Genomic DNA, 21,899 nt, shown 5'->3' with positions numbered 1-21,899 from the left:
GCGTTTGGACTTCTTCTCGAATCCGGTAGCCAGGCTCATTTGCTTCATGCGCGGATCATCCCATGCGGTGGGGCGGGCTGGGACTTTTGCAGAGTTTCCCTAGCGGTTTGGTATAGGGAATAGCCCACTGATGACAGGCTTGCTGTCCAATGCAAAGCAATGGATTCACTCAGGCCGATATTCGCCAAGCCACGTCGTCAGCAGGTTCTGTCGGAGCGATGTCCTCGCAGGCAAGGCGCATTGCCATGAAGCAAGTCTTTGATACGCTTTGAGTGTCCCGCGAAGGCATGCAAGAGAATCCCCCACTTCACGTCCACCTCACGCCCAGCTCAAACTCCGCACACCCAGCACTTTTAGCATGGGGCAATGCAACTACCAAAGCCCACTTCACAACGCCAAGCAGCAGGCCTCATTCTCGGCACTGTCGTCCTGGCCAACCTACTGACAACATGGGTGCTGATGGCCAATCTGGATGCGATGGTCTACCCGAGCGATGCCGACGCCATCATGGTCCCCGTGGTCAGCAACTTTCTCAACTCGCTGTGCATCTTGCTATGGGCAAGCATGGGTGTCCTGCTGCCTCGCCATCGCCTTGGCTGGCGCATTGCGAGCCGCATCGTGCTCGGGGTGGCTGCCCTCTATACGCTGGCTTTGGCGGTGTACTGGTGGTACCCGTTTCACTATGCAGCGGGGGCGTCATTTCTGCCCGCTGTGGCGGCCTGTGCATGGGTTCTTTGGTTACCGGCATCCAAGCAGCCAGCCCCAGGCACAAACATGGCCTCATCCTGAGCGGCCTGATGACCCCTCAACGCACCGGTGAGGTCTGGCACTTCTGCCCAAAAGTTGCAATGTCCATGGAGACGGGCTTTTGAAAAAAATGAGGCGAGCGATAGCAATACGAGGTGCTTGTCCGACTGCGCATGCCTCAAGACCGCAGACTGCGCCGCTTCAGCAAAGCGCCGCACCCCAACAATCCAAGCGATAACCATCCCAATATGCCACCTGAGAGCGCAGGAACGGGAACGGCGACAGCAGCTGGTATAAGCACAGGAGCGGCCACCTCTTTGTCGTCATCGGCAGTCTGAATGGTTGCCACCGATGTGCCCGCCAGCAAGCTGTAGCCGCCAGGGTTGGCCGCTGGCGCGATAGCAACCGACACGCTGACCTGGCCATCGCCTCTCACGGTATTGGCGGTGGCCGTGACCGTGCAGCTCGCCGTGCTGGCGCCCTCTGCAATCTCCAGCGGACCGGCGCAACCACTGTAGCGCGCCGTGTCCCCGGAGGTGCTCAGCACAATGGTCAGCGCAGCCTGCGCAGGCCGGCTCAATCTCAGGGTGCAGCTAGCAGTTTGCCCGTCGGAATCCAACAGCTGCGTCTTGTCGCACAGTATGGAGGCCGTAGGCGGCACCACTTCGAAGTTGGCCGATACCGAGGCCAGCGGCCCGACCACTTCGATATTGTCGATGGCGCCAACAAAGCCGCTGGATCCATTGCCGGCGCCACCCTCGACGGCAAAGACCACCATGTCGGCAAAGCGCGGGTCGGCTTGAAAGTCCGAAAATGGCCGTCTTATGTTGGGATCAAAGCCACCTTGCGCCGCACTGCGCCCTTGCCAAACGATGCCGTGGAGCATATCGGCGGTGGTCCACTGGTTGAGGCCCACACCGTGCACGCCGGCGATGTCCGGGGTGTAGACCAGGGTCTGCGTATGCACCCCTTGCGCATTGCGCAGGTACAGCCGCAGCACGGGCGCCTGGTCGACCACATCGGTGCTGTGCACCAGCCATTGGTAGGAGACGGTGGTCAGCCCCGACAGCTTGCCGAAGGTGGCAGCAGGGTAGTAAGCGAGCCCGGCCTTGGACGAGGTGACAGGCAAGTCAAGGCGCAGCGAGCCATTGCCGCTGTTGGGAAAGTCGGTGGTGACCCAGGCCAAGCCTGCTCTGGTCTGCCCCACCTGCCCCCACTGGTCGGGGCCGCTGCTGCCCCATTGGAATGTCGCCTCCGGCACCACATCCGCTGCGGCAACCACGGCAGCGCTCGCGCCCGGTGCCCATAAGCATGCCCAAAACCAGACCGCGCCTACTGAAAAAATGCGAAACAACAGCTTCATAGTCACTTCAAACGTTGGAACGCATTGTTGCTTCTAGATGTAAACAAGCCCAGCGTTTTATTATTTATTTCTATCGCAATGATGTTTTTTGGGAATGCGTGGAGGGGCCAGAGGCGACGGTGTCAGCACGGAGCATGCGGTCATTCCGCCGTTTCACGGTGCCAGCGCAGGCTTAAAAATCCCAGCACCAGTGCGAAGACCGTCAACAACACCAGTAGCAGCCCACCCAGCTTGGGAGCGGGCCGAGACAGGACACCAGACGCCTGCTCGGTCACGGCCTCCATGCTGTGTCGCACACGGTGGAAAACCGTGCCATCGTCTGGCGCAAGCGCCGTGGCGGCAGCCTGCATGTCAGGGCTGGGCACCGCCACCCCTTGTGCCCATGCGCTGGCCCGCCGTCCTGCGTAGAGCCCTTGGCTATCTGCCCCTGTGTGCTGTGACCCCAGGTTGTGGGCTGCCGACAGGTCTCCGGATGAGGCAGCCGTGGGCACGGCATGCGTGAGCATGCAGCCCGATGCCATCCACCAGCCTAGAACCAAACACCTGCACCACCTCATATCAGCAGCCATATACAGAAATTAACAATGTCGCTAACTATCGGACTGTGCCTGCCAACGGTCAATCCCCAAAATTAGTGAATATCTACTACGGCTGCCCTGGGCGCTGCAGGCTGCGGGCCTCACCTCTGGTGCCACAATAATGGGCGCAGCACCTCCAGATCCGGATGCAGCAAGTGCCTCTTGACCACCGTGCTTGCTGCCAGCACATCAGAAAGATGGCAGTGATCAAAAATTGCGTGCTATAATCGACAGCTTAGCGGCTGTAGCTCAGCTGGATAGAGTACTTGGCTACGAACCAAGGGGTCGTGGGTTCGATTCCTGCCAGCCGCACCAAACGTAAAGCCTCAGAGTAGCAATGCTCTGAGGCTTTTTCGTTGCTGGGTATTGGGTATTGGGCAGTGCCTGGCTCTTTCACACCCATCCATGAAAAAAGCCGATTTCCATGGCGGAAACCGGCTTGTGGTCAGCACAGCGACAAAGCGCGCAGTGACTTACTTGGTCGGGCGGATCAGCACATATTGCGTCCACTCACCGCGGCGGAACAGCACGTTGACGGGCTTGGACTTGTCGGCCTTGGCCACGGCAGCGTCGAACTGCTTGACGTCATTGATCTCGGTGTTGGCAATGCCCAGGATCACATCACCTTGCTTGAGACCAGCACGGGCAGCGGCTTCATCGGCCGACACAATCTGCACTCCACCCTTGAGGTGCATGGACTTGCGCTGCGCATCGGTCAGATCCGTGACCACCAGACCCAGTTGCTGGGCAGCAGTGGAAGGCTTGGACTTCTCTGGCTCCTTACTGGTGGCAGCAGCGTCTGCAGCAGCATCCGACGGAATTTCGATGATGGTGATCGGCAGGTCCAAGGTCTTGCCACGGCGGAACACCGTGACGGTGCTCTTCGAGCCTGGCTTGGTGTTGCCCACCCAGCGCGGCAGATCCGCCAGCTTCTCCAGCGGCTTGCCATCGAACTTGGTGATGATGTCACCCGCTTCGACGCCCGCCTTCTCGGCGGGCGAGCCGCTTTCCACACCCGTTACCATCGCGCCCTGGGCCTTGCCCAGACCGATGGATTCAGCCACATCCTTGCTCACGGTGGAGATTTGCACACCAATCTTGCCACGCACCACACGGCCGGTGGCGCGCAGCTGGTCGCTCACGCGCACCGCTTCATCGATAGGGATCGAGAACGAGATGCCCATGAAGCCACCCGAGCGCGAGTAAATCTGGCTGTTGATGCCCACCACCTCGCCTCGCATGTTCAACAGCGGGCCGCCCGAGTTGCCGGGATTGATGGCCACATCGGTCTGGATAAAGGGCAGGTAGTCGCCCGTGTCGCGCTGCTTGGCAGAGACAATGCCGGCGGTCACCGAGTTTTCCAGGCCAAAGGGCGAGCCGATCGCCATCACCCACTCGCCCACGCGCAGGCGGTTCACGTCGCCAATCTTGACGGCGGGCAAGCCGGTGGCATCGATCTTCACCACAGCCACATCGGTGCGCTTGTCGGCGCCCACGATCTTGGCCTTGAACTCGCGCTTGTCGGTCAGCGTCACGATCACTTCATCGGCACCATCGACCACATGCGCGTTGGTCATCACATAGCCGTCGGCCGTCAGGATAAAACCCGAACCCAGGCCGCTGGGCACCTCATCGCCATCGGCGCCGGGGCGCTGGGGGCGTTGCTGCTTGGGGATGCTGGGCACCGGCAAGCCAAAGCGCTTGAAGAACTCCAGCATCTCCGGATCGAGGCCGCTTTGGCTTTGGCGGTTGGACACCTTCTCCATCGTGCGGATATTGACCACCGATGGGCCCACCTGGTCGACCAGGTCGGTGAAATCGGGCAGGCCACGCACCACAGCAGGTGCAGGGGTCTGGGCCGCTGCCGGCAGCATCATCGCGCTGCTGACGGACAGGATGGCCGCCAGTGCACTGATCTGAAAAGGCTTCCAACGCTTTAGAGACATATCACTCCTCAATTTGACAATATGGCGGCACCGTATACGCAGTGATTCAATCGCGTCGCTCGTGGTGCCCTGCGGCAATTGGAGGGGCAATAGGCCTCAAGGTTCCAAGCGTGCATCACCATCAGATAGGCAGCAAAACCCAGGTTTCAAGCCTTTGCGCGCGAAAGGCATAAAAAAACACCTGCCATGCAGGTGTTATTTGAGGGGTTCAGCGCATCATCAGCACAGGCGTGAAGCCTTGTCGGCGCAGCCATCGCTGCGCTTTTCGGCATTGAAAGTGGCATTGCGCAAGAAGCCCGCTGGCATTTGCAGGTTGGCGGTGCCGCCAATCTGCCCGCGTGCCGCCAGCAGCTCATCCAGGCGCGGATCGCGCAGCATGATGCTGGAGTTCTGGCCCACCGTGACCTGCTGCTGCACCAGGCCTTGGGCATTGGACGCGGCAGACCTCGGTGATGCAGCCGAAGCAACCACCTGCGGCGCAGCAGCTGCTGCCATCTGCTGGCGAGCCTCATTGCCTGCGCCACCCGAGAGCAAACCGATGCTGTTCCAGCCGACCATCGCCACAGCGGCCACGGTAGCAAAGCCAGCCACCATCTTCCAGCGGAAGACCGAATGGTTCGCAGCATCCTGCGCGGCTGGCTGGACGGTCTGCACAGCGGCAGCGGCCACCGCCGGCACGGCGACAGCACCAGGCACGGGTTGGCCCTGGTCGGCCAACGGCGGCTCCAGTGCAATCTTGGCATTGAGCGCATCCAGGAATGCCAGGCTGTCGGAGCACGGTGTGTGCGCCGAACGCATCAGATCGCCAATGACCTGGTAGGACTGCACCGAGGCGTAGCAGGCCTCGTCCTGGGCCAACTCCGGCAGCTCGGCCAGCAGCTGGCCGAGCGCCTGGTCGTCCAGCTCACCATCGACCCAGGCGGACAACTGCTCACAGGCCGCCTGCATGCTCATGTTCGATGCTTGGTTTTCGAGATTCATAGCCATATTCCTAGCGGGCCCCAGGCCCTTGCAGCCAGTCATCACACTCATATCAGCTACCAACGCTTGCCAGACTGGCGTTCAAGCATGGGCTTTACCTTGGCGGAAATCGCCTCGCGGGCGCGGAAAATACGCGACCGTACCGTACCGATGGGGCAATCCATCGCAGCGGCAATGTCTTCATAAGACATGCCTTCAATCTCACGCAGCACGATGGCCTGTCGCAGGTCCTCGGGCAACGCGTCCATCGCCGTGTTCACCGCCTGGGCAATTTCCTGGGCGGCAATCACCGTTTCAGGCGTCTCATCGGTCGTTAGTTCGCGCCCGGGCACATAAGTTTCATCGTCATCGTCTTTTCCGCGCAGCGCGCTCTCGGTCATCACCGGGTTGCGGCTGAGCTCGACCATCGCCTTCTTGGCGGTATTGACGGCAATTCGGTACAGCCAGGTGTAGAACTGCGCATCACCCCGGAACTGCGGCAGCGCGCGGTAGGCGCGCAAAAAGGTTTCCTGGGCCAGATCGGGCACCAGATCCACATCGCGCACCATGCGCCCGATCAGGCGCTCGATGCGGCGCTGGTACTTGAGCACCAGCAGGCCATAGGCTTTTTGATCTCCTGCCACCGTGCGCTGCACCAGGTGCAGATCGCTGTCATTTGCATTCGGGGTACTGGCCGTTGGCGATCCCGTCATAAAAGAGGCCCTCTTGGCGCTACAAGCTTGCAGCTATTGTTGTGGTTGTTCAGCTGTAGGCTTACACCTGATGGATGTTCTGCGGTTCAGCGGCAAGCGACGAGTATAAAACCCGACGAATATCCGGCCAGCGCTCTGGATTAGCGGCTCTCGCCACAAGCAGCCACTGACTGGGGCACCGGCTTGGCAACCCCTGGGCCTGCAGCAATATCCAGGATTGCCCATCCATCAGCACGGTCAGTGGCCCCAGTTCCTGGCGCTGCTCCAGCGCCAACGGGGCTGGCCCAAGGCACCACTGAGAGCCAGTCCAGTGCAAACAAGTTCCCTGCGGCCACAGCGGCATGCGCCAGACCAGCCCTACCGCCAATGCCATTACCGCCACTGCCAAGGCGCGCGGCAAGGCCGTAGGAGCTGCTGCATGCATCCAGGCCAGGCACAGCAGCGCGACCAGGCAGACCCAGCCGGCCAACAGCAGGCGGACGCGGCTTGGGCTCACCAGCGCAAAGGACTGCAAGGCCATCAAGGCAGTTGGGCGATGGTGGGGCATGGCTGGGCGGCTATTGACAGAGGCATCACCCCATTCTGCAGTGCACCCATCAGCGATCCCGCAGGGCAAACCCCGTGTTGAAGCGCCAACACCGTGCTGACCGAAGCAGCGCAAAAACAACAAAGGCCTCTGTCACAGAGGCCTTATCCCAGCGTGGCTGGTGTGACGCACCAGGCGCCAACCACCATCAAACGCGTTTGAACACCAGGGTGCCGTTGGTACCGCCAAAACCAAAGTTGTTCTTGACGGCGATGTCCAGCTTGGCATCGCGCGCGGTGTTGGCGCAGTAGTCCAGATCGCATTCCGGATCCTGGTCCACCAGATTGATGGTCGGAGGAATCTTCTGGTCCTTCAAGGCCATCACGGTAAAGACGCTCTCCAGACCGCCAGCACCACCGAGCAAATGGCCGGTCATGGACTTGGTCGAGCTGACCACCAGCTTCTTGGCATGCTCGCCCATGGCTGCCTTGATGGCATTGGTCTCATTGAGGTCACCCAGCGGCGTGGAGGTGCCGTGGGCATTGAGGTAGTCCACCTGGTCGGCGTTGACACCTGCATTGCGTAGAGCGGCCAGCATGGCGCGGCGCGGGCCGTCCATATTGGGCGCGGTCATGTGACCGGCGTCAGCGCTCATGCCGTAACCCAGCAACTCGGCATAGATCTTGGCACCACGGGCCTTGGCGTGTTCGTACTCTTCGAGCACCACGATACCGGCACCCTCACCCAGCACAAAGCCGTCACGGCCCTTGTCCCAGGGGCGCGATGCCGCCTTGGGATCGTCATTGCGTGTGGACAGCGCGCGCATCGCTGCGAACCCCCCCACACCCAATGGAGAAACAGTTGCTTCGGTACCACCTGCAATCATGACGTCGGCATCGCCGTACTCGATCATGCGACCGGCTTCACCAATGCAGTGCAAACCTGTCGTGCAAGCAGTCACCACCGACAGGTTCGGGCCCTTGAAGCCAAAACGCATCGATACATGACCTGCGACCATATTGATGATGGACGCGGGAACAAAGAAAGGCGTGATGCGACGCGCACCACGGCGCTCATATTCACCGTGCGTGTTCTCAATCAGTGGCAGACCACCGATACCCGAACCAATCACACAGCCAATACGAGTTGCGAGCTCTTCATCCAGTGCCTCGCCCAAAGGCAGGCCGGCGTCTTTCACTGCCTCTTGGGCAGCGGCAATGCCGTAATGAATGAAGGAGTCCATCGTGCGTGCTTCCTTGGCACTCATATAGGACTCAAGGTCGAAGCCCTTGACCTCACCTGCAATCTTGCAGCTGAAATCCGTGGTGTCGAACTTGGTAATGAGGTCAATGCCGGATTGACCGGCCAAAATGTTGGACCAGGCTTCAGCAACCGTGTTACCCACGGGGCTGATGCAACCCAGACCAGTCACGACGACGCGACGGCGACTCATGCGTTACAACTTTCTTGTTGATCTCTCGGAAGATTGGCAGCAAGACACTTGCGCCACAAGGGCGCCAAGTGCATGCGCAATCAATTAAGCCTTTTGGTGGCTGTTGGCGTAGTCGATGGCGTTCTGCACCGTCGTGATCTTCTCTGCGTCTTCGTCAGGGATCTCGATCTCGAACTCATCTTCCAAAGCCATCACCAGTTCCACGGTGTCCAGCGAGTCAGCGCCCAGGTCGGCTACAAAAGCCTTTTCGTTCGTTACTTGAGACTCTTCCACGCCGAGTTGCTCGGCGATGATTTTCTTGACACGTGCTTCGATATCGCTCATGGTTTCCCTCTGGGGGTTGTGAATGAACCCGCGATTCTAGCTGCTTCAGCAATACCTGAGTGCAACTTGCCGTCGCGAGGAAACGGCATTCAACTTTCGTCAAATCTACATATACATGCCGCCATTGACATGCAACTCCTGCCCGGTCACATAACCGGCGCCATCTGAGGCCAAATAGACCACAGCGTTGGCAATGTCTTGCGGCTGTCCCAGCTTGCCCAAGGCAATCTGCGACTGCAGTGCTTTCTTCTGCTCTTCGGGCAACTGGGCCGTCATATCGGTCTCGATAAAACCAGGCGCCACGCAGTTGACCGTGATGCCACGGCTGCCCAACTCCTTGGCCAGCGAGCGCGTCATACCTGCCACACCCGCCTTGGCGGCCGCGTAGTTGGCCTGACCGGCATTGCCCGATGCACCCACCACACTGGTGATGCTGATGATACGGCCAAAACGCTGCTTCATCATCGGACGGATGGCAGCGCGGCTGGCGCCGAACACGGCCTTCAGGTTGGTGCCCAGCACGGCATCCCAGTCCTCGTCCTTCATGCGCATGGCCAGCGTGTCGCGGGTGATGCCGGCGTTGTTGACCAGCACATGCAAGCCGCCCTGGGTCTTGACCAGGCTGTCGATCAGCGCTTCGACGGCGGCGCCATTGTTCACATCCAGCGCCACACCACGCGAGCCGGCAAAGGCCGACAGCGCTTGCGAGATCTTGGCAGCGCCGTCTTCGGTCGTTGCCGTGCCGATCACTTGGTAGCCGGCAGCGCCGAGCGCCTGGGCAATGGCTGCGCCAATACCGCGCGATGCGCCGGTAACCAGGGCGACTTTGGCTGTTGAAGTGGTTTCAGTCATGCGATGGCTTCTTTGGTTTCTTGCAAAGTGGCGGGGTCATACAGAGCCACACCGACGAGTTCAGGGTCGATGCGCTTGGTCATGCCGGTGAGCACCTTGCCCGGGCCGCACTCGACCAGGTGGGTCGCGCCCAGCGCACGCAGGCGCTGCACGCACTCCACCCAGCGCACGGGGCCAAAGGCCTGGCGGTAGAGCGCATCACGGATCGCATCGGCATCGGTAGGCATCGCCACATCGATGTTGTTGAGCACTGGAATCTGGGGCGCGGCCAGTTGCAGCTCTGCCAGTGCCAGCTTGAGCTTTTCAGCGGCGGGCTTCATCAGGCTGGAATGGAAAGGCGCAGACACGGGCAGCGGCAGCGCGCGCTTGGCACCGGCTTCCTTCACGGCCAGGCTGGCCGCTTCCACCGCAGCCTTGGAGCCGGCGATAACCGTCTGGCCAGGGTCGTTGAAGTTCACTGCCTCGACCACTTCGGCGCCGCCCAGCTGGGCCGTCACCTGGGCGCACACGGCCTTGACCTTGTCCGCATCCAGGCCCAGCACTGCCGCCATGGCGCCAGCACCCACAGGCACGGCCTCTTGCATGGCAGCACCCCGCAGGCGCACCAGCGGCGCGGCCTGGCTCAGGGTCAGCACACCGGCAGCCACCAGCGCGGAATACTCGCCCAGCGAGTGGCCTGCAACCGCTATCGGCATGGGGCCGCCTTCGGCTTGCCAGACACGCCATGCGGCCACGCCAGCGACCAGCATCACCGGTTGGGTATTGGCGGTCAGCGCCAGCGTTTCTTTGGGGCCGTTCTGGATCAGCGCGCCCAGGTCTTCACCCAGCGCATCCGAGGCCTCTTGCAGCGCCTGAACCACTGCGGGGTGGCCACCCCAGGCATCGAGCATGCCCACAGACTGCGAGCCTTGGCCCGGAAATACAAATGCAAAAGCGCTCATGTCTCGGTTCAATCAGTTTTTATCAATCAGCGGATGACAGCGGTCTCGGCAACGCCGAGCCATGCTACATCGTCAGCAGCACGGCACCCCAGGTGAAGCCACCGCCCACGCCTTCGAGCATCACATTCTGCCCGGGCTTGACCTGGCCGCTGCGCACGGCGTGGTCCAGCGCCAACGGGATCGAGGCCGCCGAAGTATTGCCATGCTGGTCGACGGTGACGACGACCTTTTCCGGCGCGAGCTTGAGCTTGCGCGCCGTGCTCATCATGATGCGCAGGTTGGCCTGGTGCGGAATCAGCCAATCGATGTCGGCTTCCTGCATCTTGGCCTTTTCGAGTGCAGCGCGTGCGGCCTTGTCCAGCACACCGACGGCGAGCTTGAACACCGCCTGGCCATCCATGCGCAGCAGCGGCGAGCCAATCACCTGGCCACCCGAGACATTGCCCGGCACGCACAGAATGTCGACATGGCTGCCATCGGCATGCAGCTCGGTGGCCAGGATGCCGGGCTTGTCAGACGCTTCCAGCACCACAGCGCCGGCGCCATCGCCAAACAGCACGCAGGTCGTGCGGTCATTGAAGTCGAGAATGCGGCTGAACACCTCGGCACCCACCACCAGCACGCGCTTGGCGCTGCCGGACTTGATCATCGAGTCCGCCACCGTCAGTGCGTAGACAAAACCGCTGCACACCGCCTGCATGTCAAACACCGGGCAGCCATTGGCAATGCCCAGCTTGTGCTGCAGGATCGCGGCGGTCGAGGGGAACACCATGTCCGGCGTCGAGGTCGCGACAATGATCAGGTCGATATCGCTGGCCTGGATATTGGCGGCCTGGAGCGCGTTCTTCGACGCCTCCAGCGCCAGATCGCTGGCTACGACATCGGGCGCTGCAAAATGGCGCGCCTTGATACCGGTGCGCTCCACAATCCACTCGTCGGAGGTTTCCAGACCGCGCGTGGCCATCTCAGCGGCCAACTCATCATTGGTGACACGACGTGGCGGCAAATAGCTGCCAGTGCCGATAATGCGGGAATAAATACTCATCGAATTCAGGTAGGAGACGTCACGGTTTTGGCAGCAGCATTGCTGTCTGCCGACATCAGCAGGGGCGCTGCCGTCTGAATCTTGGTCTGCACACGCCCCAGCAAATCATTGCGGGCGGCATCATAGGCGCGCCGCAAGGCATGCTCATACGCCACCGCGTCGGCCGAGCCATGGCTTTTGAAAACCAGGCCGCGCAATCCGAGCAATGCAGCCCCATTGTAGCGGCGGTGGTCCACCCGCTTCATCAAGCGCGCCAGCACCGGGTAAGCGATCACTGCGGCGATCTTCGTGAGCAGGTTGCGTTTGAACTCTTGTTTGAGCCCGTTGCTGATCATGCTGGCCACGCCTTCGCTGGCCTTGAGCGCGACATTGCCGACAAAGCCATCACAGGTCACGATATCGACCGTGCCCTTGAAGATGTCATTGCCTTCGACATTGCCGTAAAAATTGAGGTAACCCGACTGGCCAGCGGTGCGCAGCAGCTCGCCGGCGCGCTTAATGACCTCGCTGCCCTTGATGGCTTCTTCACCAATATTGAGCAGGCCAACGGTGGGGTTTTCTTTGTTTTCCAGGGCGCTGACCAAGGCCGAGCCCATGACGGCGAACTGCAGCAGATGCTCTGCACTGCAATCCACATTGGCGCCCAGGTCCAGCACCGTGGTGGCGCCGCCCTTGGCGTGGGGAAGTTGGGTGGCGATAGCCGGGCGGTCAATGCCCTCCAGCGTCTTGAGCACATAACGGGCAATGGCCATCAGCGCCCCGGTATTGCCCGCCGACACGGCTGCCAGTGCGGCGCCCGACTTCACCTGGCTGATGGCAACCCGCATCGAAGAATCCTTCTTCTTGCGCAGCGCCACTTCCACCGGGTCATCCATAGTGACCACTTCGCTTGCAGGCACGATGGTGGCACGCTCGTGCTGAAAAGACTGCAATGCCTCAGCCTGCCCGACCATCAACAGATGGGCATCAGGGTGGCTATCCAAAAACTTCTTGCATGCGGGTAGCGTGACACGGATACCTGCGTCCCCACCCATGCAATCCACGGCCAGTGTGATCATTCGTTCGGTAATTCTTTGACGTTGTTCGCACCGAGTTCCAGCTCGGCGCGCAGCGCGCCGCAAACTGGCAAGAAATAAAAAAGGCCCGCGCTACTATGTAGCTGCGGGCCTTTTTTATACAGCTATGGCTTAGGCTTCCGACTTGTTCTTCAGCACTTGGCGGCCACGGTAGAAACCGTTGGGGCTGATGTGGTGACGCATATGGGTTTCACCGGTGGTGGGTTCCACAGCGATGCCAGGCACGTTCAGTGCGTTGTGCGAACGGTGCATGCCGCGCTTGGAAGGGGATTTCTTGTTTTGTTGAACAGCCATGATGGCTCCTGAGTCTTGAAAGGGTTGGTGACATGGCCTGCGCAATCACAAACGCATGCCCGAAATTTACGCGACTAGCCCATTAAAGACACGAGGGATTCGCGCGAAGCCTCAAATTATAGCAAAGATCGCAAGCAGGCTTCAAGCCACCCGAACTAGGATTGGGTTTTATCAATGCGCAGCGATGCCAGCGCCGCGAAGGGATTGGCTTTTTCCGCAGGGCGGTCGTCAAAATCCTGGGTGGCGGACTCCAGCTTTACATCCACCGGGCAGACCTCGTGCATGGGCACCATGGGCAGTGCCATCAGCAACTCATCCTCGATCAGCTCCAGCGCATCGATCTGGGGCGCCAGCACCAGCACATCTTCTTCGCTCTCGTCATCGAGCGCTGCCGCCGTGGCCTCGTCCTTCACAAAGCGAAAGGAGCGGCTGCTTTCCACCGCCACATCCACCGGGCGCATGCAGCGCTGGCACTGCAGCTGCACCTGGGTTTCGGCATGCAGATGCAGCCAGGCCTGGCCTGGGCCGCCGGTCGATTCCACCCATTCACCATCGAGCACCCAGCGCACGGGCTCGGCGGCAGCGGCCTCGCCGCGCTGGTCTTCGGCCAGCAAGCGGGCCAGCTGCCCCAGGGGCAGCTCGCCTTCCAGCGCCGCGTTTTGGTGGGCAAAAGCCTTGATCTCAAGGCGATTGACTGAAAATTCCTTTGTCATGCGCGCCAGTGTAAGAGAATCTGGGCATGTCTGAATCCCTGATGCCCCGCGCCCTTGTACTGGGCTCCACCTCCCGCTACCGGCGAGAGCTTCTGTCGCGCTTTCGCCTGCCCTTCGAGACCGCCTCGCCCGATGTGGATGAAACCCCACAGCCCGGCGAAAGCCCCGCCGCGCTGGCGCTGCGCCTGGCGCTGGCCAAGGCCCATGCGGTGGCCGCCCAGTACCCCGATGCCATCGTGATTGGCTCGGACCAGGTGGCCGACCTGCACGGCCAGCCGCTGGGCAAGCCGATGGTGCATGACAAAGCCGTGGAGCAGTTGCGCGCGATGAGCGGGCAAAGCATGCAGTTCCACACCGCCGTGGCCGTGGTCTGCCAGGCCACTGGCTTTGCGCAGGCCGATACCGCCGTGGTGCGCACGGTGTTCCGCCCGCTCGAAGACGCTGAGATCGAGCGTTATCTGGTGGCAGAAACACCCTATGACTGCGCCGGCAGCGCCAAGAGCGAAGGCCTGGGCATCACCCTGCTCGACGCCATCGAGAGCGACGACCCCACCGCCTTGATCGGCCTGCCCCTGATCCGCACAGCCCGTTTGCTGCGCGCTGCCGGATTGGTGTTGCCATGAACCAACAAACAACCAAAGGGCGCCTGTTCCTGGTGCCGACCCCCCTCGATTTTGGCTGCGCCACCGAGGCGCCGCTGACCGATGTGCTGCCGCTGCAAACCGTGCAAGCCGCCGCCCGCATCACCCACTGGGTCTGCGAGAACGCCAAAAGCTGCCGCGCCTTTCTCAAGCGTGTGGATGCGGTGGCGCCCCTGGCGCTGCCGCTGCAGCAGCAAAACATTGCCGAGCTGCCGCGCGAAGCCCATAAAAAAGGCGACCACCACCCGCAGACCAGCGCTGGGAGCGATAGCAGCAGCCTGATTGCCGCTGCGCTGCAAGGCCATGATATGGGACTGGTGAGCGAAGCGGGCATGCCCGCGATTGCCGACCCCGGCAGCTCGGTGGTGCGCGCCGCCCATGACGCAGGCATCGACGTGGTTCCGCTGGTTGGCCCCACCTCGCTGCTGCTGGCACTGGCCGCCAGCGGCCTCAATGGCCAGAACTTTGCGTTTGTCGGCTATGTGCCCAGCGACGCCTCCGATCGCAGCGCCCGCCTGCGTGAGCTCGAACAACTGGCGCTGCGCCAGGGCCAGACCCAGATCTTCATCGAGACGCCCTACCGCAACCAGGCGCTGCTGGGTGCGCTGCTGCAAACCCTGCAGCCCAACACGCGCCTGTCCATCTCCAGCGGACTGACCCTGGAGAGCGCCAATACGCAAAGCCGCCTGGTCAAGCAGTGGAAGCCACTCAACACCAGCCTGGACAACCGCACGCCCATGGTGTTTGCCATTGGCCGCTAAGCCCCGTTAATGGCTGCAGCCGTTGCGGCACGCCCATGAAAAAAGCGGTGCCTCGGCACCGCTTTGTCATTCAAGCCTTGAAGGCTGTCAGCGCACGCTGGGCAGCAGCGACATCGAGCGCAGGGTGCCGACCGCGCCCGCGCCGACCGAGGCACCAAAACGCTTGGCAAAGCGCTCGGCCACATTGTCGCGGCGCGTGTAGTCCACCACCTCTTCGGCACCCACGACATCGCGGGCCACCTGGTCGAGGCTGCCCAGGCCATCGGCCAGGCCCAGCTTCACGGCCTCCTGGCCCGTCCAGAACAGGCCGCTGAAGGTGTCCTCGGTTTCCTTCAAACGGTCACCCCGGCCCTGGCGCACGACCTGGATGAACTGCTGGTGAATCTGGCTCAGCATCTGCTGCGCATAGGCCTTTTGCTTGTCATTCATGGGGCTGAATGGATCGAGCATGCCCTTGTTGGCGCCAGCGGTGAGCAAGCGGCGCTCCACGCCCAGCTTTTCCATCGTGCCGGTAAAACCAAAACCATCCATCAGCACGCCAATGCTGCCGACGATGCTGGCCTTGTCGACATAGATGCTGTCAGCCGCAGAGGCAATGTAATACGCGGCAGAGGCGCAGGACTCCTCGACCACCGCATACATCGGCTTCTTGTACTGGGCCTTGAGGCGCACGATCTCGTCATTGATCATGCCCGCCTGCACGGGGCTGCCACCGGGCGAGTTGATCAGCAGCACCACGGCCTTGGCGCCGTCATCCTCAAAAGCGGTGCGCAGGGCCGCAATCACAAATTCGGCACTGGCGTCCGCGCCGGAGGCGATCTCCCCCTTGAGCTCCACCACAGCCGTGTGCTCGGTCGAGGTCTTGGCGGCCGATCCGTCCGAGCCAAACAGGTAGCTGACAAACGCAACCACCAAGCCCAGCCAGACCAGGCGAAAGAAAATCTTCCAGCGGCGCGCTGCGCGCTGCTCCTTGAGCGTGTCAAAGGCCAGGCGCTCCAGCACCGAGCGCTCCCAGCCCGGGCTGGGTGCTGCGGCAGCGGCAGGCGCCGCTGCGGCCGTCTGCCCCCACAGGTCGGGCGCCGGCGGCGGATTGTGCTGAGGGTTGTTGTCCATGGGGTTCATCTTAAAAATCAAGAGGTTGGAGACGGTTATCCGTGTGCCAATAGACCACGCCATCACTCTCACTCAGCGCAACCTTGACCAAACCGCCACGACAGGGACCGCCGGCACAGGCTCCAGTATCGGGCACATAGGCGGCGCCATGGGTGGCGCAGAGCAACCAATTACCTGTGTCGTCGAAAAACCGCCCCGGCTGGTAGTCCATCTCCATCGCCACATGGGTGCATCGGTTCAGATAGGCATGGACTCCCGCGTGGTAGCGGATGGCAAAGGCCTGGCAGGTCTGACCGGCATAGACCACATCAAAGGCCACCGCGCGCCCACCGTGCAGCAGCGCATCGCTCTGGCACAAGGCAATCATCTGCGCCGGTACTTCCGCCATCACCGCACCTGTTCACCGAGGTTCATCTGACTGTACATACAGACAGTAATTGCACCATAGCTAGGCATGATCCGCCATCCACTGTTGCAGTTCAGCAACAGTATGGGCCACATACAAGGGGTTGAAGGCCTCAAAACCCACATGGTGGTGGGCGCCGTAGCTCACTCCCACGCTGGCGCAGCCGGCATTGACGGCCATTTGCAGGTCATGCGTGGTGTCGCCCACCATCAGCAGACGCTCGGGCGCCACATCCAGCTCGGCCATCAGCTCCTGCAGCATCAGCGGATGGGGCTTGCCAGCCGTCTCGTCCGAGGTGCGCGTCGCATGGAAGCGCCCCTTGAGCAAGGTCGTATCCAGCACTCGGTCCAGCCCCCGGCGGTTCTTGCCGGTGGCAATGGCCAGCAGGTGGCCGCTGGCGGTCAGTTGGTCGAGCAGCTCCAGCACGCCGTCAAACAAGGTCACCTGCTCCTGGCGCTTGAGGAAATGCAGCCGGTAGCGGTTGGTCAGCGCCACCATCTGGTCCTCCGGCACATCGGGCGCGGCATGGCGCAGCGCGCTTTGCAGGCTCATGCCGATCACATACTTGGCATCCGCCAGGCTGGGCACCGTGCCACCCACATCCCGCACCGCATCCTGGATCGATAGCGCAATGGCCGCGGTCGAGTCAAACAGGGTGCCATCCCAGTCAAAGGCAATCAGGTCAAATTGGCGGGCCATGGGGTTCTCTTTCTATATCTGTCACAAAACTGATCCATCGGCCGCCGAGGCCGCCGCCACAAAGTCTGCCAGCTCCAGCGGCAGCTCGGCGCCCAGTTGCACGCGCTCTGCCGTCTGCGGGTGGTTGAACTGCAGGCGCCAGGCGTGCAGGAACATGCGCTTGAGGCCATGTTTGGCCAGGCGCTTGTTCAGATCGAAGTCGCCATATTTCTCATCGCCGGCAATCGCATGGCCGCTGCTGGCCAGGTGCACGCGGATCTGGTGGGTGCGGCCGGTCTTGATGGTCACCTCCAGCAGGCTCATCGCTGGCAGGCCCAGCTGGTGCCGGGCCGCAAACACCTGTTGCACCTTGACCAGCGAGACCGAGCGCATGCCCTCGGGGTCATCGGCCGTGGTGGCGCGCACGCGGCGCTCGCCATCGGGCAGCAGGTATTTGCGCAGGGGGGTGTCGATCACCTTCTTGTTGGCCGTCCATTCGCCGATGACCAGCGCCAGGTAGGTCTTGCCGGTCTCCCGCTCGCGGAACTGGTCCTGCAGATGGGTCAGCGCCGAGCGCTTCTTGGCCACCAGCAGGATGCCCGAGGTTTCGCGGTCGAGCCGGTGCACCAGCTCCAGAAAGCGGGCATCGGGGTGGGCGCGGCGCAGCTGCTCGATCACGCCAAAGCTGACGCCCGAGCCCCCATGCACGGCCACGCCTGCGGGTTTGTTGATCGCCAGCATGACATCGTCATCGAGCAACAAGGGAAACTCCCTAGCTGGCACCGCGCGCTCGGCTTCGTCCGGTTTTGCTGCGACGCGCACCGGCGGAATCCGCACCACATCGCCGGGCTGGACGCGAGTGTCCGCTGTCGCGCGGCCCTTGTTGATACGGACTTCACCCTGGCGGATGATGCGGTAGACATGGGTCTTGGGTACGCCCTTGAGGTGGCGCATCAGAAAATTGTCCAGGCGCTGGCCTGCGTCGTCGGGGTGGACCTCGACCAGCCTTACAGCCACTGGGGGTGCTTGTGGACTACGGGGCTCGCCCGGTTTGCCCCCTATAATATGTTTCACCTGCGCGATAGAGTTATTGGTTTACCGGTGAGCAGTTTAATTCACCCACCAGTACCCGCACAGGCCGGTCGATGTCTGGCTGATCGCCTTGCCGCCCCACCTGCATACCAAAAGATTGCGCAGGGGACGCCAAGTGAATCAGGCGGACAGACACATTGAAACAACGAAAAAACAGATTTTTGGCGACAGCTGTCGCAAAGGCCTGCAACCAGGCCCCGCCCAGCTGATCGTCTTCACACCAAACATGTTGATTTTGTGGGCTTGGATGGCAACTCTCTGGCACAGCAGCAGCTGTGCGCCAGTGCGTCTTGCTGTGCCCGCTGTGCGCATGTTCTCAGGGCAAATATCTCAGCCGGAGGCAGCCCAGCGCTGGCTGGCTGCTTATTTACATGCCCTCTCCCGCGTGCCTAGATCCCCTGTGCTGACATAAGTATTACCAGCAAACATGACACGCTCTGTGAATTCTTTCGTTTCTCTGCGTCTGTCCCGGCATCTGTGGCTCCAGTAAGAGCCTGTTTATTGTTGGGATTGGAGACAGGTGCCTGACTGACAAAGGCAGCCTGTCCCGCATTACGAAGGACGCGCATCATGAAACGGATGCTGATCAACGCCACGCAAGCTGAAGAGCGCCGCCTCGCCATTGTTGATGGCCAAAAGCTGCTGGACTACGAAATTGAAATCGAAGGCCGCGAACAACGCAAAGGCAATATCTACAAAGCCGTTGTTACCCGGGTCGAGCCCTCCCTGGAAGCCTGCTTTGTCGACTACGGCGAAGACCGCCACGGCTTTCTGCCCTTCAAGGAAATCTCCAAGCAGTATTTCGCCGAAGGCGTCTCCCCCAGCCAGGCCCGCATCAATGATGTGATCAAGGAAGGCCAGGAGCTGATCGTTCAGGTCGAGAAGGAAGAGCGTGGCAACAAGGGCGCGGCCCTGACCACCTTCATCTCGCTGGCAGGTCGCTATGTGGTGCTGATGCCCAACAACCCCCGGGGTGGTGGTGTCTCGCGCCGCATCGAGGGCGACGAGCGCGCCGAGCTCAAGGAGGCCATGGACCAGCTCGAATACCCCAAGGGCATGTCCATCATCGCGCGCACGGCCGGCATTGGCCGCAGCGCGCCTGAGCTGCAATGGGACCTGAACTACCTGCTCAAGCTCTGGGGCGCCATCGACGGCGCAGCCAAGTCGGGCAAGGGCGCCTTCCTGATCTACCAGGAATCGAGCCTGGTGATCCGTGCGATCCGCGACTATTTCCACAATGACATCGGCGACATCCTGATCGACACCGATGACATTTATGAACAAGCCCAGCAGTTCATGGCCCATGTGATGCCTGAGCACGCTGCCCGCGTCAAGCGCTACCGCGATGACGCGCCGCTGTTCAGCCGCTTCCAGATCGAGCACCAGATCGAGTCGGCCTACTCGCGCACCGTGACGCTGCCATCGGGCGGCGCCATCGTGATCGACCACACCGAAGCGCTGGTCTCCATCGACGTGAACTCGGCCCGCGCCATCAAGGGCGGTGATATCGAGGAAACCGCCACCCGCACCAACCTGGAAGCCGCTGACGAAGTGGCCCGCCAGATGCGCCTGCGCGACCTGGGTGGCCTGATCGTGATCGACTTCATCGACATGGAAGAGTCGAAGAACCGCCGCGATGTGGAAAGCCGCCTGCGTGACGCGCTGCGCCAGGACCGCGCCCGCGTGCAGTTCGGCACCATCAGCAAGTTCGGCCTGATGGAGATGAGCCGCCAGCGCCTCAAGCCGGCGCTGAGCGAAGGCGCCCACATCAACTGCCCACGCTGCGGCGGCTCCGGCCACATCCGCGATGCGGAAAGCTCGGCGCTGCAGATCCTGCGCATCATCCAGGAAGAGTCGATGAAGGACAACACGGCAGCGGTGAACTGCCAGGTGCCTGTCGAAGTCGCCTCCTTCCTGCTCAACGAAAAGCGCACCGAAATCCAGAAGATCGAGCTCAAGCAGCGCGTGTCCGTCACCATGGTGCCCAACAAGGCACTGGAGACCCCGCACTACAAGCTCGAGCGCATGAAGCACGACGACCCGCGTCTGGACTCGATGGAAGCGAGCTACAAGCTGGCCGACCCCGAAGAGGAAAGCCTGGGCTTTACCCGCCGCTCGCAAGAGCCGACCAACAAGCAGACCCCCGTCATCAAGGGCGTGCTGCCCGATGCACCGGCACCGATTGCCGAGCCACGCCCGGCGCCCGCTGCCCGTACGGCCAGCCCGCACACCGGCAAGCCCGCTGGCACCCCCGCCGCAGCGCCTGCTGCCGCCCCGGTGGCTGCCCCGCAAAAGGGCTTCTTCGCCTGGCTCAAGCGCTTTTTCGGCATGGCCCCTGAGCCCGCACCAGCGCCCGTGCCTGCACCCGCAGCAGCACCTGCTGGCGAGGCCCGCCGTGAAAACCGCGATGGCCGCAACGCCAACAACCGTGGCGGCCGGGGTGACCGTGCAGAGCGCGGCGACCGCGGTGAGCGCAAGGATGGCAACCGCCCCGCCCGTGGCGAGCGCGCCGAAGGCGAACAACGCGGCGAGCGCAATGGCCGCGGCAACAACGGCGCAGCCGATGGCAGCCGCAGCCCCCGTGGTGGCGACCAGGAAGGCCGCAACCGCCGTGGTGAGCGCGGTGACCGCCAGGAGCGCAACCGCCGTGACGACGCCCCGCTGAACCCGCAAGCCGGCGACAACGCCGCAGCCAATGGCGAGCGCCAGGAACGCGCACCCCGCCCCGAGCGCGCTCCCCGCGAGCCGCGTGAAGGCCGCCGTGACCGTGGTGCTGAACGTGGTGAGCGCCAGGACCGCCGCAACAACGGTGACGAGGCGGCCCAGCCCCTCAACGCCGTGGCACCGGCGCCGATCAACGCCGATGCGGTGATTGCCTCGCTGCCATCGCTGGACCTGGAGACCGGCAACCAGACGGCCCCAGCCACCGATGCAGATGGCGCAACGCCTGAGCGCCGTGAGCGCCGCTCGCGTGACCGCTATGGCCGCGACCGCCGCAACCGTGGTGAGCGCGAGCGCAATGGCCGCGACGAGCAAGCCGAAGGCGACAATGCCGCCGCTGATTCGGGCTTTGGCGCCGATGCCGTCCCGGCAGCCTCCGCCGTGTCGCAAGATGGCGACGAGGCACCCCGCCGCAGCTACTTCAACGCAGCGCCAGCTGCCGCACCCGTAGAAGCCGCAGCGCCCGCCTCGGCTGATGTAGCTGATGTGGCCGATGCTGCAGCAGCTCCCGCCCCTGTGGCGCAAGCCGAGGCAGCGGTTGCCGCTCCGGAAGCAGCACCCGTGGCCGTTGTCGCCGCTGTCGTGCCTGCAGCGCCTGTCGCAGCAGCACCGTTTGCCGCCCCTGCGCCCGTCGCTGCCGAGCCTGCCAAGGCCGGTCTGCCAGCGATCGCCAGCTACGCGCTGCCCCTGGATGCACTGCACCAGATCGCCAGCACCGCAGGTCTGCAATGGATCAACTCCGATGCCGACAAGATCGCAGCCGTGCAAGCGGCCATTGCGGCCGAGCCCAAGCCCGTGCATGTGCCGCGTGAGCGCCAGCCCGTGGTGCAGATCGACCAGGGCCCGCTGATCCTTGTCGAGACGCGCAAGGATCTGACCGACCTAGTGCTGCCTTTTGAGCGCGAATCCGCTTAAAAAGCGCTGAGCCCGCAACCCTCAGGCCGGAGCGATCCGGC

Annotated in this window: 22 protein-coding genes and 1 tRNA gene; 5 read left to right on the top strand and 18 right to left on the bottom strand. The window is 62.3% G+C overall.

Features of this window, described 5'->3' with window-relative positions:
• The first annotated feature begins 366 nt into the window (after positions 1 to 366).
• Positions 367 to 789 carry a hypothetical protein gene (locus DCO45_RS20615; protein ID WP_116927558.1) on the top strand — a complete coding sequence of 141 codons (423 nt, stop codon included), beginning with the start codon at positions 367 to 369 and terminating at the stop codon, positions 787 to 789.
• 136 nt (positions 790 to 925) lie between these two features.
• On the opposite strand, the gene DCO45_RS20610 is transcribed toward DCO45_RS20615, so the two are convergent.
• Both DCO45_RS20610 and DCO45_RS23070 read right to left on the bottom strand, forming a co-directional pair.
• Positions 926 to 2,029 carry a hypothetical protein gene (locus DCO45_RS20610; protein ID WP_133248227.1) on the bottom strand — a complete coding sequence of 368 codons (1,104 nt, stop codon included), beginning with the start codon at positions 2,027 to 2,029 and terminating at the stop codon, positions 926 to 928.
• A 221-nt stretch (positions 2,030 to 2,250) separates the two neighbouring features.
• Complete coding sequence (locus DCO45_RS23070) at positions 2,251 to 2,394, bottom strand: hypothetical protein (protein WP_165841243.1); 144 nt, start codon at positions 2,392 to 2,394, stop codon at positions 2,251 to 2,253.
• A gap of 532 nt (positions 2,395 to 2,926) precedes the next feature.
• On the opposite strand from DCO45_RS23070, the gene DCO45_RS20600 reads away from it, so the two are divergent.
• Positions 2,927 to 3,003, top strand: a tRNA-Arg gene (locus tag DCO45_RS20600).
• A 158-nt stretch (positions 3,004 to 3,161) separates the two neighbouring features.
• Here the strand turns inward: DCO45_RS20600 and DCO45_RS20595 are convergent.
• From DCO45_RS20595 to DCO45_RS20540, 12 genes are all read right to left on the bottom strand, one after another.
• Positions 3,162 to 4,565, bottom strand: coding sequence for a DegQ family serine endoprotease (locus tag DCO45_RS20595; RefSeq protein WP_232539701.1), 1,404 nt, complete (start codon positions 4,563 to 4,565; stop codon positions 3,162 to 3,164).
• A gap of 288 nt (positions 4,566 to 4,853) precedes the next feature.
• Positions 4,854 to 5,615, bottom strand: a complete 762-nt coding sequence (locus DCO45_RS20590) for a sigma-E factor negative regulatory protein (RefSeq protein WP_116927554.1) — start codon at positions 5,613 to 5,615, stop codon at positions 4,854 to 4,856.
• 56 nt (positions 5,616 to 5,671) lie between these two features.
• Entirely contained in the window at positions 5,672 to 6,307 is a 636-nt protein-coding gene (gene rpoE, locus DCO45_RS20585; RefSeq protein ID WP_116927553.1) for an RNA polymerase sigma factor RpoE, read from the bottom strand.
• A 61-nt stretch (positions 6,308 to 6,368) separates the two neighbouring features.
• A complete protein-coding gene (locus DCO45_RS20580; protein ID WP_133248226.1) occupies positions 6,369 to 6,830 on the bottom strand; it encodes a hypothetical protein in 462 nt (153 codons plus the stop codon).
• A 211-nt stretch (positions 6,831 to 7,041) separates the two neighbouring features.
• Complete coding sequence (gene fabF, locus DCO45_RS20575) at positions 7,042 to 8,286, bottom strand: beta-ketoacyl-ACP synthase II (protein WP_021027955.1); 1,245 nt, start codon at positions 8,284 to 8,286, stop codon at positions 7,042 to 7,044.
• Between the two features lie 84 nt (positions 8,287 to 8,370).
• Entirely contained in the window at positions 8,371 to 8,610 is a 240-nt protein-coding gene (gene acpP, locus DCO45_RS20570; RefSeq protein WP_021027954.1) for an acyl carrier protein, read from the bottom strand.
• 105 nt (positions 8,611 to 8,715) lie between these two features.
• Positions 8,716 to 9,462, bottom strand: a complete 747-nt coding sequence (gene fabG / locus DCO45_RS20565; protein ID WP_116927551.1) for a 3-oxoacyl-ACP reductase FabG — start codon at positions 9,460 to 9,462, stop codon at positions 8,716 to 8,718.
• Positions 9,459 to 10,403 (bottom strand): ACP S-malonyltransferase, encoded by a 945-nt coding sequence (fabD, locus tag DCO45_RS20560; RefSeq protein ID WP_116927550.1) that lies wholly within the window; start codon positions 10,401 to 10,403, stop codon positions 9,459 to 9,461. The genes fabG and fabD overlap by 4 nt, the downstream gene beginning before the upstream one ends.
• Positions 10,404 to 10,467: 64 nt before the next feature.
• Entirely contained in the window at positions 10,468 to 11,448 is a 981-nt protein-coding gene (locus DCO45_RS20555) for a beta-ketoacyl-ACP synthase III (protein ID WP_116927549.1), read from the bottom strand.
• A gap of 5 nt (positions 11,449 to 11,453) precedes the next feature.
• The gene (plsX, locus tag DCO45_RS20550) at positions 11,454 to 12,506 is read right to left on the bottom strand and encodes a phosphate acyltransferase PlsX (RefSeq protein ID WP_116927548.1); all 1,053 of its coding nucleotides are present in this window, start codon (positions 12,504 to 12,506) and stop codon (positions 11,454 to 11,456) included.
• Positions 12,507 to 12,635: 129 nt separating this feature from the next.
• Complete coding sequence (gene rpmF, locus DCO45_RS20545; protein WP_021027949.1) at positions 12,636 to 12,818, bottom strand: 50S ribosomal protein L32; 183 nt, start codon at positions 12,816 to 12,818, stop codon at positions 12,636 to 12,638.
• Positions 12,819 to 12,973: 155 nt separating this feature from the next.
• A complete protein-coding gene (locus tag DCO45_RS20540) occupies positions 12,974 to 13,531 on the bottom strand; it encodes a YceD family protein (RefSeq protein WP_116927547.1) in 558 nt (185 codons plus the stop codon).
• Positions 13,532 to 13,557: 26 nt separating this feature from the next.
• Between DCO45_RS20540 and DCO45_RS20535 the strand changes: the two genes are divergently transcribed.
• Both DCO45_RS20535 and DCO45_RS20530 read left to right on the top strand, forming a co-directional pair.
• Positions 13,558 to 14,154, top strand: coding sequence for a Maf family nucleotide pyrophosphatase (locus DCO45_RS20535; RefSeq protein WP_116927546.1), 597 nt, complete (start codon positions 13,558 to 13,560; stop codon positions 14,152 to 14,154).
• Positions 14,151 to 14,933 carry an SAM-dependent methyltransferase gene (locus tag DCO45_RS20530; RefSeq protein WP_116927545.1) on the top strand — a complete coding sequence of 261 codons (783 nt, stop codon included), beginning with the start codon at positions 14,151 to 14,153 and terminating at the stop codon, positions 14,931 to 14,933. The genes DCO45_RS20535 and DCO45_RS20530 overlap by 4 nt, the downstream gene beginning before the upstream one ends.
• An 87-nt stretch (positions 14,934 to 15,020) precedes the next feature.
• Here the strand turns inward: DCO45_RS20530 and DCO45_RS20525 are convergent, their stop codons facing one another.
• The 4 genes from DCO45_RS20525 to DCO45_RS20510 are packed head-to-tail and all read right to left on the bottom strand — an operon-like array spanning position 15,021 to position 18,204.
• Positions 15,021 to 16,055: a S49 family peptidase gene (locus DCO45_RS20525; RefSeq protein WP_116927544.1), complete on the bottom strand. Its 1,035-nt coding sequence runs from the start codon at positions 16,053 to 16,055 to the stop codon at positions 15,021 to 15,023.
• A gap of 1 nt (position 16,056) precedes the next feature.
• Positions 16,057 to 16,434 carry a Rieske 2Fe-2S domain-containing protein gene (locus tag DCO45_RS20520; RefSeq protein WP_021027944.1) on the bottom strand — a complete coding sequence of 126 codons (378 nt, stop codon included), beginning with the start codon at positions 16,432 to 16,434 and terminating at the stop codon, positions 16,057 to 16,059.
• Positions 16,435 to 16,494: 60 nt separating this feature from the next.
• Positions 16,495 to 17,151 (bottom strand): HAD-IA family hydrolase, encoded by a 657-nt coding sequence (locus tag DCO45_RS20515; RefSeq protein ID WP_116927543.1) that lies wholly within the window; start codon positions 17,149 to 17,151, stop codon positions 16,495 to 16,497.
• Positions 17,152 to 17,172: 21 nt separating this feature from the next.
• On the bottom strand, positions 17,173 to 18,204 hold the full coding sequence (locus DCO45_RS20510; protein WP_116927542.1) for an RluA family pseudouridine synthase: 1,032 nt from the start codon (positions 18,202 to 18,204) through the stop codon (positions 17,173 to 17,175).
• Positions 18,205 to 18,792: 588 nt separating this feature from the next.
• On the opposite strand from DCO45_RS20510, the gene DCO45_RS20505 reads away from it, so the two are divergent.
• Complete coding sequence (locus tag DCO45_RS20505; RefSeq protein ID WP_116927541.1) at positions 18,793 to 21,858, top strand: Rne/Rng family ribonuclease; 3,066 nt, start codon at positions 18,793 to 18,795, stop codon at positions 21,856 to 21,858.
• The last annotated feature ends 41 nt before the right edge of the window (positions 21,859 to 21,899 follow it).

Source organism: Comamonas sp. JNW, from assembly GCF_003105075.1.
Lineage (GTDB): Bacteria > Pseudomonadota > Gammaproteobacteria > Burkholderiales > Burkholderiaceae_C > Comamonas > Comamonas squillarum.
The sequence above is the reverse complement of the archived record's forward strand: the minus strand, read 5'-3'. Positions and strand labels throughout refer to the sequence as shown.